Origin of the sequence: Pseudomonas sp. D1-1 (genome assembly GCF_051132225.1) — a bacterium.
Classification (GTDB): domain Bacteria; phylum Pseudomonadota; class Gammaproteobacteria; order Pseudomonadales; family Pseudomonadaceae; genus Aquipseudomonas.
Genome location: NZ_CP071676.1, coordinates 1,962,339 through 1,975,099, shown reverse-complemented (window position 1 = coordinate 1,975,099; position 12,761 = coordinate 1,962,339). Strand labels below are relative to the sequence as shown.

General features: G+C 62.7%; 9 protein-coding genes. 5 read left to right on the top strand and 4 right to left on the bottom strand.

Annotated elements, in window-relative coordinates; all coding sequences use genetic code 11:
- Positions 1-2 precede the first annotated feature (2 nt).
- The 4 genes from J3P86_RS08880 to J3P86_RS08865 all read left to right on the top strand — a co-directional run bounded on the left by J3P86_RS08880 (position 3) and on the right by J3P86_RS08865 (position 5,328).
- On the top strand, positions 3-833 hold the full coding sequence (locus J3P86_RS08880) for an alpha/beta fold hydrolase (protein ID WP_434699975.1): 831 nt from the start codon (positions 3-5) through the stop codon (positions 831-833).
- A gap of 277 nt (positions 834-1,110) precedes the next feature.
- Complete coding sequence (gene codB, locus J3P86_RS08875; protein ID WP_305495863.1) at positions 1,111-2,382, top strand: cytosine permease; 1,272 nt, start codon at positions 1,111-1,113, stop codon at positions 2,380-2,382.
- 12 nt (positions 2,383-2,394) lie between these two features.
- Positions 2,395-3,642, top strand: a complete 1,248-nt coding sequence (codA, locus tag J3P86_RS08870) for a cytosine deaminase (RefSeq protein WP_434624956.1) — start codon at positions 2,395-2,397, stop codon at positions 3,640-3,642.
- A gap of 120 nt (positions 3,643-3,762) precedes the next feature.
- Positions 3,763-5,328, top strand: coding sequence for a glucan 1,4-alpha-maltotetraohydrolase domain-containing protein (locus J3P86_RS08865; RefSeq protein WP_434624958.1), 1,566 nt, complete (start codon positions 3,763-3,765; stop codon positions 5,326-5,328).
- 52 nt (positions 5,329-5,380) lie between these two features.
- On the opposite strand, the gene J3P86_RS08860 is transcribed toward J3P86_RS08865, so the two are convergent.
- Positions 5,381-6,373, bottom strand: coding sequence for a diaminopimelate epimerase (locus J3P86_RS08860; protein ID WP_434699974.1), 993 nt, complete (start codon positions 6,371-6,373; stop codon positions 5,381-5,383).
- Between the two features lie 104 nt (positions 6,374-6,477).
- Complete coding sequence (locus J3P86_RS08855) at positions 6,478-7,641, bottom strand: aromatic ring-hydroxylating oxygenase subunit alpha (protein ID WP_434699973.1); 1,164 nt, start codon at positions 7,639-7,641, stop codon at positions 6,478-6,480.
- A 235-nt stretch (positions 7,642-7,876) separates the two neighbouring features.
- Here J3P86_RS08855 and J3P86_RS08850 point away from each other — a divergent pair, with 235 nt between their 5' ends.
- Positions 7,877-9,028, top strand: a complete 1,152-nt coding sequence (locus J3P86_RS08850; RefSeq protein WP_434699972.1) for an MFS transporter — start codon at positions 7,877-7,879, stop codon at positions 9,026-9,028.
- A 198-nt stretch (positions 9,029-9,226) separates the two neighbouring features.
- On the opposite strand, the gene J3P86_RS08845 is transcribed toward J3P86_RS08850, so the two are convergent.
- On the bottom strand, positions 9,227-11,665 hold the full coding sequence (locus J3P86_RS08845; protein ID WP_434699971.1) for a TonB-dependent siderophore receptor: 2,439 nt from the start codon (positions 11,663-11,665) through the stop codon (positions 9,227-9,229).
- Between the two features lie 98 nt (positions 11,666-11,763).
- Positions 11,764-12,735, bottom strand: a complete 972-nt coding sequence (locus J3P86_RS08840) for a FecR family protein (RefSeq protein ID WP_434624964.1) — start codon at positions 12,733-12,735, stop codon at positions 11,764-11,766.
- Positions 12,736-12,761 lie beyond the last annotated feature (26 nt).

The window sequence follows — 12,761 nt, the reverse complement described above, 5'->3', positions numbered from 1 at the left end:
TCATGACCCACTGGCCGCTGGATCAGGAATACGACTTCAACGGGCACCCCATCCGCTACGCCATTCACGGCGACGGCGCGCCGTTGGTGTTTGTCCATGGCACGCCGTTCTCCTCTTATGTATGGCACCGGATCGCCCCGCTGTTTTTCGCCACGCACAAGGTTCATTACTTCGACCTGTTGGGTTATGGCCAATCCGCGCAACCCGATGCAGACGTGTCCCTCGGTGTTCAGAACCGGCTGCTTGCCCGACTGCTGGAGCATTGGAAGCTGGATTGCCCGGACGTCATCGCCCATGACTTTGGCGGCGCCACGGCCCTGCGCACCCATCTGCTCGATGGCAAGGATTACCGCAGCCTGACCCTGATCGACCCGGTAGCCTTGTCGCCTTGGGGCTCTGCGTTCGTGCAACACGTACGCCAGCACGAAGCGGCGTTCAGCGGCCTGCCCGACTACATCCAGCGGGCCATCGTGCCGACCTATATCCGTGGCGCGATCAAGCGCTGCATTACCGATGAAGAGCTCTCCCCGTACGTCCAGCCCTGGCTCGGCGAAACCGGCCAGGCCGCGCTCTACCGGCAGATTGCGCAGATGGACGAGCGTTACACCGACGAGGTCCAGGACCTTTATCCGAAGGTACGCTGCCCAACGCAGATCCTTTGGGGCGAGGATGACCAGTGGATCCCCATCGAACGCGGCCGGGCGTTGCACAAGATGATCCCGGGGGCGCTGTTCCATCCTGTACCGAATGCCGGGCATCTGGTCCAGGAGGACGCGCCGGAAGCGATCGTCGCGGCGGTGATGCGGTTCTTGCCGTCGCACTCGCCTGCCTGAGGGCCCCCCTACAACCTTTTGTGGGAGCGAGCCTGCTCGCGAAAGCGTCCGATCAGTCACATAGTCATCGACTGATCTACCGCATTCGCGAGCAGGCTCGCTCCCACAAGGTACTTCTGGGTAACACGATCCGTGTTCCAACTTGATCCACTCCCTGCACCGCTTTTGCTCCTCGAAGCCCACCCGACCCACCCGTTGGCTATAAATAACCGGCAATCACTCGTTTGGCACGGCCGCTGCACGCTTGCGGCATTCCCTCCTCTGCAAGGACCGCCACATGACTCAGAACGATCCCGGTAACGACTACCCCTTGAGCGAAGTCCCGATGCACGCCCGCAAGGGCCTCGCCTCCACGGCCATGGTGCTGCTGGGTTTCACTTTTTTCACCGCGACCATGTTTGCCGGCGGCAAGTTGGGCGTGGCGTTCGGTTTCGCCGAGATGCTCGGCGTGATTGTCATCGGCAACCTGCTGCTGGGGCTGTACGCGGCCAGCCTGGGTTACATCGCCTTCAAGAGCGGGCTCAATTCAGTGTTGATGGGCCGCTTCTGTTTTGGCGAGGTGGGCAGCAAGCTCAGCGACTTGATCCTGGGCTTCACCCAGATCGGCTGGTACGCCTGGGGCACGGCCACTGCGGCGGTGGTGCTGGGCAAGTATTTCGAATTGAGCCAGGGCACCGTTCTGGGGTTGATGGTGCTGTTCGGGCTGGGCTTCTGCGCCACGGCCTACATCGGCTATCGCGGGCTGGAAATCCTCTCGTACGTCGCCGTCCCGGCGATGATGCTGTTGCTGATCCTCTCGATGTGGGTTGCCACGCAGCAGGTCGGTGGCCTCGATGGCCTGCTCGCGGTAGTGCCCACCGGCAGCCTCGACTGGTCGACCGCGATCACGCTGGTGTTCGGCACGTTCGTCAGCGGCGCCACCCAGGCGACCAACTGGACGCGCTTTTCCCGTTCGGCAAAGGTCGCGGTGCTGGCCAGCCTGATCGGTTTTTTTCTCGGCAATGGCCTGATGGTGCTGATCGGCGCCTACGGAGCCATCGTCTACCAGCAGCCCGATGTGGTCGAAGTCTTGCTGCTGCAAGGTTTCGCCATGGCGGCGATGGCGATGCTTCTGCTCAACATCTGGAGCACCCAGGACAACACGATCTACAACTTTGCCGTGGCCGGCTGCAACCTGCTGCGCACCCGCCGACGCAAGACCGTCACACTGGCCGGCGCGGTGATCGGCACGCTGCTGGCGCTGCTGGGCATGTACGATTTGCTGGTGCCGTACCTGATCCTGCTCGGCACCGTGATCCCACCGATTGGCGGGGTGATCATGGCCGACTTCTTCTTCCGCTGGCGTGGTCGCTATCCGCGCCTGGCCGCGGCGCAACTGCCGGCCTTCAACTGGCCCGGGCTGTGTGCTTACGGCGTCGGCACGGTGGCCGCCTTCAATTCACCCTGGGTCGCGCCGCTGGTAGGAATCGCCACCGGCGCGCTAACGTATGTGCTATTGATCGGCGTGATGGGTATTCGCACCGCTGACGCGCCTCTACAAGACCTATAAAGGACTCGCTTGATGCACATCATCAACGCCCGCCTGCGCAACCGCGAAGGCTTGCATGAACTGCACCTGGAAAACGGCCTGATCGCCAGCATCGCCCGCCAGACCGAGGCCCCCAGCCTGGGCCCCGAAGACCTCGACGCCGGCGGCAACCTGGTGGTGCCGCCCTTCGTCGAGCCGCACATTCACCTGGACGCCACCCTGACTGCCGGCGAACCGCGCTGGAACATGAGCGGTACGCTGTTCGAAGGTATCGAGTGCTGGGGCGAACGCAAGGCCACCATCACCCACGAAGACACCAAAACCCGCGCCAGGAAGACGCTCCAGGCCCTCGCCGCCCATGGTATCCAGCATGTGCGCACCCACGTCGACGTGACCGACCCGACGCTCACCGCGCTCAAGGCAATGCTGGAAGTGCGCGAGGAAAGCCGTCATCTGGTCGACATGCAGATCGTCGCGTTTCCCCAGGAGGGCATCGAGTCCTACCGCAGCGGTCGCGAACTGATGGAAGAAGCCATCCGCATGGGCGCCGACGTGGTGGGCGGCATTCCGCATTTCGAGTACACCCGCGATCAAGGCGTCAGCTCGGTGAAATTCCTCATGGACCTGGCCGAGCGCACCGGTTGCCTGGTGGATGTGCATTGCGACGAAACCGACGACCCGCACTCGCGCTTCCTCGAGGTACTCGCCGAAGAGGCCCGCAGCCGCGACATGGGCGCCCGGGTCACCGCCAGCCACACCACGGCCATGGGCTCCTACGACAACGCCTACTGCGCCAAGCTGTTCCGCCTGCTCGGGCACTCGGGCATCAGCTTTGTATCGTGCCCCACCGAAAGCATTCACCTGCAAGGACGCTTCGACAACTTCCCCAAACGCCGTGGCGTCACCCGGGTCAATGAACTGCTCGAAGCCGGGATGAACGTCTGCTTCGGCCAGGACTCGATCGTCGACCCGTGGTATCCGTTGGGCAATGGCAACATCCTGCGCGTGCTCGAAGCCGGGCTGCACATCTGCCATATGCTCGGCTACCGCAACCTGCAAAGCGCTTTGGACCTGGTCACTGACAACAGCGCCAAGGCCATGGCCCTGGGCGAACGTTACGGACTGGAACCCGGACGCCCGGCGAACCTGCTGATCCTCTCGGCCGACAGCGACTACGAAGTGATCCGCAGCCAGGGCCTGCCGCTTTACTCGATTCGCAATGGTGAAGTGTTGATGAAGCGGCAGATGCCGGTGGTGGAGTTTCCCCCCCGGGCAGGTTGACGTAGCGGAACCAACGGCAACGACTCCAAGAAAAAAACCATCGACCTGTCAGGTCTGACAGGTGACCGCGCTCCGAGCCCGCCTCAAAGTGATCATCACCGATCACTTGAGGAAACGGCCATGAAAAGGACGTCACTGCCGGGCTTGCTGCTGGGCATTGTTTTAGCTTTGCCAGCGATGGCTGCAACCGATGCCGTGCGTAATGGCAGCGCAGAGGAAATCCTGCTGCAAGGCTTTCACTGGAACTCCAGCCGCAACACGGAAAAGTGGTACCCGGTGCTCTCGCGCATGGCCAACACGATTGGCGCCGACGGCTTTACCGCCATCTGGATGCCACCGCCATGGGCGGATCAATCAAGTTGGAACAACGGGACCGTTTCGGGGGGCGGCGAAGGTTACTTCTGGCACAGCTTCGAGAAGGACGGCCGCTACGGTACCGACGCACAGCTGCGTCAGGCAGCGGCCGCGCTGAACAAGGCCGGGGTCAAGGTCATCTACGACGTGGTGCCCAATCACATGGCTGAACGAGACGGCCCTTCGATGTTTGTTCGAGGCAGCGGGGAGTGGCGGCAGGACTGCCGCCCTGCATGCGATGAAGGCGACGCATTCGACGAGGGCGACCCGGATCTGAATACCGGCAACCAGCGAGTAGCTGAAACCTTCAAGAATGAGTTCATCAACCTGCGCGACAACTACGGCGCGCAAGGCCTGCGCTTCGACTTCGTCCGGGGTTACGCTCCCGAAACGGTGGATAAGTGGATGGAGGCCTTCGGCAGCCAACAGTTCTGTGTCGGCGAAAACTGGAAAAGCCCTAACGAGTATCCACCGAGTGACTGGCGGCACGGCGCAAGTTGGCAGGAAGTATTAAAAGACTGGTCGGATCGCTCACACTGCCCGGTGTTCGACTTCGCGCTCAAGGAGCGCATGCAGAACGGTCCGATCGCCGAATGGCGCCATGGCCTGAACGGCAATCCAGACCCGGCCTGGCGCCGAATCGCAGTCACCTTCGTCGATAACCACGACACCGGCTACTCACCCGGCGCCTATGGCGGCCAACATCACTGGCCGGTCGCCGATGCGTTGATCAACCAGGCCTACGCTTACATTCTCAGCAGCCCCGGTACGCCGACCGTGTATTGGGCTCACATGTACGACTGGCAACGGGATGAGCTGATTCGTCGGCTGATCAAATTGCGCAAGGACGCGGGTATTCGCGCCGACTCGCCAATCCGCTTCCACCCCAATTACTCGGGATTGGTGGCGACTACCAGCGGCAGCCGAAAAGCCCTGGTAATCGCCCTGCAGTCGGATCTCCAGCAGTTGCCTCAAGGTATGCAGGCAGCGGCACTGGAGTGGGACAACGGCGCCATCCGCATCTGGAGCATCCCTGCCGAACCGCCGCAGGTTTCGGTCAGCTTTCATTGCGACAACCCAGGCGCTCAGCACGGCGAAAGCGTTTACGCCGTTGGGTCGTCCCTGGAATTGGGGGCGTGGGATCCTCGCCACGCCGTGCCGCTGGAGGGCTCCAATAATCGCCGGAGCAGCGTTATCCAACTGCCTGCGCAGCAACAAGTGGAATGGAAGTGCATGGTTCGCCGCCAGGACTCTGCGGAGATTCGTTGGCAGCCAGGGCCGAACGTTTCATTCACCAGTGACACGGCCTACGAGACGACCGGGCGACTTTAAGCAGTACAGCAAAGTGGGACGAGGTTGCACCGGCCTTTACCGCCATCGACGCCTAACGCATGGCGCTGGCCGTGCCAAACAGGCTGACCCGTACCAACTCACCCTCCCGCTCTTGCAACAGGATTGGCGCAGTACCGCCGGGCATCATGACGCTCACCGTCCCGGCCTGCACCCAGCCCACCCACCACGCGGCACACGCGACGGCGCAAGCGCTGGTGCCGGAGGACGCGGTTGGGCCTTCGCCCCGCTCGAACACCCGGGCGGCGATTTGTCCGTCGGCGGCGCGCCAGGCCCATTGCAGGTTGACGCCCGCCGGACAAGGAATCCCCGCCCCGCCAGGCGCTGCATAGGCAATGTTGGTCAGGCTTTGCGCCAGCGCCTCGGCGCGCATCTGCGCAAGACCTGGCAACGCCTCCACGTCATCCACCAGCGTTACGCAATGAGGATTGCCGATGCGCACGAATTGGCTGTTGCCCCACGCCGGGTTCAAGCCATGCAGCGCAGGCACCCGGCTTACCGCGCATTGCTTGAAGGTCACCGCTGCTACACCTTGAGCGCCCACGGCAGCGGGCCCGAACAGCGGTGTCCCCAGGTCCAGCCAGAAGCCTGGGACCCCGCCCAGTTCAGCGGCGCGAACCGATGTCCGCAGCGGTGAGATACCGTCGGGTTTGTCGTGGTGAACCTGCAGTACGCAATCGTCATCGCCCACCAGCAACCCCCGCTCTTGCAGAACCAGGGAAAAAATCGTCAGGCCATTGCCGCTACGCTCGGCCAGCGTCCCGTCGGTATTGACGATCAGCAGGTCGAAGGGCGGCGTGTCCTGGAACGGGCCGACCAGCAGCCCATCACTGCGATGAGCCTTGGCATCCGGCGGCGCCTCCCCCGGCGCCCAGGCGCAGAAGGCCTGCACGGCGGCGCCGGCCCAGGATTGGCGTAACGAGGCCGCCTCGGCGGCGGACGACGGCAGGCCGATGCCCTGGGCACGCACCTGCTGCGGTGAGACGACTCCGTAGAGGTTGCCGCGTGCGTTGTAGAACTGCGTCATGAGAACAAATCCGGAGCGAGCAAGAAGGCGTCGATACTCTAGATCCTGACGCTATAAAACGCACTCAGGCAAGCCTATGGCGCTTGTTCGAAGCTCCGCCAATATCAGTCGGCCGGCGCCGGGGCCTCTTCCAAAGCCAGCCAGATCTGCCGATGAAAATGCTGCAGCGCCGGTTCATGACGGCCAAATGTGAGGTGTTCCTGGGCGCCGGAGCGCAAGCCGCCCTGGATACGCTCGCTAATTTCGAAATCTTCGCCGTCCACCGTTTCGAGCAAAAGCGCCATGTTTTTATCCCAGTATTCGCGTTCGCGAACCGACGTCGCGGCCTGCGGCGTATAAAGCGACACCTGAGCCGTGCATCGATTAACACGTTCTTGATCGGGAAAGACCTGCCAGGTTTCCAGATGATCGCCCTGCCAGAGCAAAAGGGTATTGGGAAACAGCCAATAGATGATCAGCGAATGTTTGAGCAGGCTCCATTGCTCAATGGGCTCGTCGCGCATCTGCAGGATGGAGCGGCGTGGCATGATCAAACGCCCGTGGCGACCAAATGCCTCGAACAGGCTGACCGAGGGCAAGAAAATTGGCAGTACCGTTCTGCGATGCACGAATGGGAAATGCCAGTTCTCCAGGAAGGTCTCTATGACCATTTTCCAGTTGAAAGCTTTATCGAGCTGAACGCGTCGATAAAGAGCAAATTTCTCGAAGTGATAATTGGCGATTTCCTGGGTCAGCGCTCCCATCGGCGCCAGCGGCTCGATGACGCGGCCAGGCACCGAGCTGACCCAGATAAGCCCGTGCTGCTCGTACACCGCCAGGCGCGTCAGGCTCCGCTCGGCACACGTCAAGCCTTGGAAACTCTCAGCGGGCGCCACCGTCCTCAGGTTGCCAGCCAGATCGTAGACCCAACCGTGATAGGGACAAACCATCGAGCCCGTCAACGTTCCTCGATCTTCCAGAACACGCGCGCCGCGATGGCGGCAAACGTTGACGAATGCACTGAGCCCGCCATCCGGGAGCCGGACGACAGCGATGGGCACGCCGCACCGATCATCGGTCAGGTAATCACCGGAGCCGGGTAATTCACAGGACAGGCCGACCATCAGCGGGACACCGCGAAAGAGCACGGCCTGCTCGCGCGCCAGATGCGCCACGCACGTGTAGCGGGTCACCGGGTTGAGAGAAAGCGACTCGGCCTGGCTGGTTTCATTGCAGTCAATGAGGCGCAGAAGTTCCCGGGTCAGCCTGAGTTGAGTCTGATGATCCATCTTCGCCTCCTGCGCTCCCGAGCCCACAGCTCACGAGCTTCAATGGTACGAAACCGTTTCGCATTGATAGGCACAAAGGAGCGAGCCGTAAACTGTCAGGTTCGACAGGTGCGGATAGGATCGACCGTATGCACGAAGAAGGCGTCGGCACCTTGGGGTCGCGGTGCGGTCAGTGGATATGCAAGCATAGGCCCCTGCCTGCATCACCGCACCGCACCAAAGCCAAGGACGTTTCATGACTGCCATAACACCCCCGCCCACTTTTGTTCCCGGACGCCTGGAACAGATGTCCACCCGCATCGCCTATCTCATTGCCGGAATCGGTATTGCCGCCTGGGCGCCGCTGGTGCCTTATGCCAAGGCGCGGGCGAACCTGGATGAAGGGACCCTCGGCTTGCTGCTGTTATGCCTTGGGGTCGGGTCGATCCTGGCGATGCCGATCTCCGGTGCGCTGGCGACGCGGTTCGGCTGCCGTCGGGTACTCAGTGGCGGTACGATCCTGATCTGCCTGGCGTTGCCGCTGCTGGCGTCGATGAGTTCCTTGCCCTGGTTGGTGGCGGCATTGTTCGTGTTTGGCGCCGGGCTCGGCACCGTCGATTCGACCGTGAACCTGCAAGCGGTGATCGTCGAGCGCGCCAGCGGCAAGACCATGATGTCGGGTTTCCACGGCATGTTCAGCCTCGGCGGAATCATCGGCGCGGCCGGCGTGAGCGCCCTGCTCGGCCTCGGGCTTTCGCCGCTGGCGGCAACCCTGGTGGTCAACGCGGTCTTGCTGGTGGCGTTGTTCAAGGCCGCACCGCACCTGTTGCCCTACGGCAGTGAAAGCTCGGGACCGGCGTTTGCCATTCCGCATGGCGTGGTGCTGTTCATCGGCATCCTCTGCTTTATCGTGTTCCTGGCCGAAGGCGCGGTACTGGACTGGAGCGCGGTGTTCCTGACCACCGAGCGTGCGGTGGATACCGCCTACGCCGGGTTGGGTTATGCCGCGTTTGCGCTGACCATGACCGTCGGCCGGTTGACAGGCGATTCGGTGGTGCATCGCCTGGGTGCCAAGCGCGTGATCATCTACGGCGGCTCGATCGCCGCAGCAGGTTTCTTCCTGGCGACCCTCGCACCGATGTGGCAAGCGGCGCTGCTGGGGTATGCGCTGGTCGGCGCCGGGTGTTCGAACATCGTGCCAGTGCTGTACACCGCCGTCGGCAAACAGACCCTGATGCCCGAAGCCATCGCCGTGCCGGCCATCACCACGATCGGTTATGCCGGCATCCTCGCGGGGCCGGCACTGATCGGCTTTGTCGCCCATGGCAGCAGCCTGGCCATTGCGTTCGGATTGATTGCGCTGTCGCTGGTGGCGGTGGCGGTCAGCGGGAAGGTGTTGAAGGTCTAAAGCCTCCGGTGGCAAAGAGCTGATTGTGGCGAGGGGATTTATCCCCGCTGGGCCGCGTAGCGGCCCCAAACCACAAGACTCGATCTACCTGATACATCAATGGGTTGATTTTAGGGCTGCTTTGCAGCCCAGCGGGGATAAATCCCCTCGCCACAGGTATCTCCTCGCCACAGGGGGTACCTCAGCCTTGGTACTGAATCAAAATCCGACACTCGCCTGCACGAAAAACGTACGCGGCGCGCCGACGTAGATACCCGAGTTGTTGTCGCTGGAACGCGTGTAGTACTGATGGTCGAACAGGTTCTTCACCCCCGCGCCGAGTTTCAGGTTCGACAGCTGCGAGCCGAAATCATAGCCGCCCCGAACGTTCCAGAGCATATAGCCCGGCATGTCGCCGTACTGCCCATCGGCGGTGCCGTCGGTGATGTAGTTATCGCTGAAACTGCCATCGGGGTTCACGCTGTTGCCCGGTGAACGTTGCCCGGACTGGGCGAAGCCATCGAGGTTGTAAGTCCAGCGATTGACTTCGTAGCGCAGGCCCAAGGTGGCAATCTGGCGCGAATAGAACGGCAGGTCACGGCCCTTGAAGCTCGGGATGTCCCCTTCATAGGTGGCCCGGGTATAGGTGAAACCAGCGCTGGCGGTCAGGCCGTCGAGGCGCGGGTCCAACGCGGCCATGTCGTAGTGCACCGACGCTTCCAGCCCCTGATGCTTGGTGGCGCCCATGTTGGTCCAGCCCACATCGTTGCTGATGTATTGCAACTCGTCGTCGAAGTCGATGTAGAACAGTGTCACTTCCCCGCCCCACACGTCATCGTTGTAGCGCGTACCGATCTCGTAGGTCTTGGCCTTTTCCGGGCTCAGGCCATTGGCGGTGTTGTTGCCGTCGCCGCCCTGGCCGAGTTGAAAATACTGCAGGCTGCCGAACGAGGTCTCGTAGTTGGCGAACAATTTCCAGGCGTCGGACAGGTGGTACATCACGCTCAAGGCCGGCAACGGTTCGTTGCTGTCGATGCTGCGGCGCTTTTCCTGCACCGGGCGGCCGGCGGTGTCGAGCACCGGGCGGTCGTGCCATTCGGTGCTGATGCTTTCGAAGCGGATGCCCGGAGTGATGGTCCACTTGCCCACGTCGATCTTGTCGTCGATGTAGACCGCATGAGCTTCGGTACCACCGGTCCGGTCCTGATAGACGTGACCGTCGGCGCCCGGACGCACCACCGGTTCGTTGTTGCGCAGCGCCAGGCGGCTGGCCTCCTCGTGCATGCCTTCCTTGAGGTAGCGATAACCGACGCTGGCCTCCTGGGTGGTCGGCCCGAGGTCGAACACATGGGACACCCGCGGCTCGATGCCAAAGGTGTAATAGCTACGCGGGTAGGACACCAGGTTGCGCTGGTCCCGCGAGGCGATGGTGCTGCCGCGGAAGCTGTCGGAGTAATAGGTCAACACTTCGGCCTGGGTGCGCTCGCCGATTTCGCGGATCCACTTGAACGACACGTCCTTGCGGCGGCCGCTGAAACTGTCCCAGTCGCGATCGGACTGGTACGGGTCGGCGTCGTATTGTGCCTGGGTCAGGCCGCCGGGCATGTCGGCCTCGGCGTCGTAGTAGTGGAAGTTCAGCGAGAAATCATCAACGTCGGTCGGCGCCCAGTGGGTCTTGAGAATCACGTCGTCGATGTCGTTATCGTTGTTGCTCTTGCGATATCCGTTGCCGTTGATGCCCGAATACAGCAGCGCCACGCCCAGCCCGTTATCGGCGGTACCGCCCAGGAACGCCGTATCGATGTGCTTCCAGCCGCCGTGCTTGGAGGTCTCCAGGGTGCTGCCGATTTCCCCGGTGGCTTTTTCCGGGATGGCACGGGTCACGAAGTTGATCACGCCGCCGACGTTCTGCGGTCCGTAGCGCACCGAGCCGGCACCGCGTACCACGTCGATGCTGTCCAGGTTGCCCGACGAGATCGGTGCCATGGACAGTTGCGGCTGGCCGTACGGCGCGAAGGCCGCCGGTACGCCGTCAATCAGTACCGTGGAGCGCGGCGACAGGCGCGAGGTCAGGCCGCGCACGCCGACGTTCAGGGCGATGTCGCTGCCACCGGTGCCGTTGGCGTCTTGCACCTGCACGCCCGGGACCCGCCGCAAGACATCGCCGACGTTCATGGCGCCCTGCTCGACCATCGCTTCGCGGCGGATCACCGTCCGCGCGCCGGCGTGGTTCTGTACCACTTCGGCGTTGGCGTCGCCAAGCCAGTCGCCGACCACTTGGATCTCGGTGGCGCCCAACTCCAGTGGGCCATCGGTAGACGTCGAAGGAGCCGGCAGTACAGTCACCGAGCCGTCATCGATCTGGTATTGCAAACCGCTGCCCTTGAGCAATTGACCCAGGGCCACCTCGGGAGACAGGTTGCCCTGCACCGCCGGGGCCTGTTTGCCGGCCACCAGCTCCGCGCTGAAAAACACCTGCAACGAGGTCTGCTGGCCAAGCTGGCTCAGCGCCTGGCCCAAGGGTTGCGCCTGGATGTGGATCGCCGTGACGGTCTGGTCGGCAAAAGCTTCGGGCAACGCGGCGCTGACCGCCAGGGTCAGCGCCAGCGGTAGCCAACGGGTGGCGGTACGTTTGTTGTTCTTGGCGGAAGTTTTCACGTCGAACCTTGTCCTGTCGAATCGCAAGAATACGCGTCTGTTAATGCAAACCAGTTGCAGTTGGACAAGAAGACGAAGAACTCGAAAAAAACCTGAATCTATTTCGCAATTATTTCCTGGCTGCCGTCGTCAAGTGTGCGCACGGCCACCGGCAGGATGTTCGGCAAGGCCTTGAGCAGCGCCTCGGGATTGTCCGAACGAAACACACTGGTCAGGCGCAGGTTGCCCACCGCGGCACTGGCAACCCGCAGGGGCCTGGCGCGATAACGGGAGACCTCCTCGGCGACTTCACTCAACGGCGCGTTGTTGAACACCAGCTTGCCGTTGCGCCACGCGGTGAGTTCATCGGCGTTGATCGGGTACGGTGACGCGACCTTGCCTTGAGCATCGATCCGGGTACCCAGGCCGGCCGTGAGATTGATGGGGAAATCACGCCCTTGGACCTTGACGCTACCCTCCTCCACCGCCACCCGGGTGCTGCCGGCATCGCGGCGCACGTCGAAGCGCGTCCCGGTCACCGTCACCTGGCCGTTGCCCGCGTCAACGGTGAACGGGCGCGCGGCATCATGCTCGACCCTGAACAGCGCCTCCCCCTCGACCAGCTCTACCCGACGTTGGCGATGTTCGAAGACAACACGCACATGGCTGCGGCTGTTGAGGTCGATCAGCGAGCCATCCGGCAGCGCGACATGTCGACGCTCACCGAGGGCAGTGGCGAATTCGCTGCGGTAATCGCTCGACGCACCCAGGCCACTGAACAGCCCCAGCCCGACCGCCACCGCCACCAATCCGGCGGCCACCGCATAGCGCAGCAAAGGCCTGCGTCTCGGGCGTTCGGCAGGCCGCTCGCACAGCGCTTGCAAGCGCTCCATGGACAGCAGGTCCGTTGCGCTCCAGATCCCTTGCAGCAATTGAATTTCATCGCGGTGGTTGGGGTGTTCGCCCAGCCAGGCCTCGAAACGCTGACGCTCGTCGAGGCTCATGACCGGGTCCTGCAGACGCACGAACCATTGCGCCGCCTCGTCGCGAACCCTGCTCTGCCCGCACGGGCAGTCACGGCTATCCATCATGGAAGGGTCCTGTGGCTCGGGTGGAA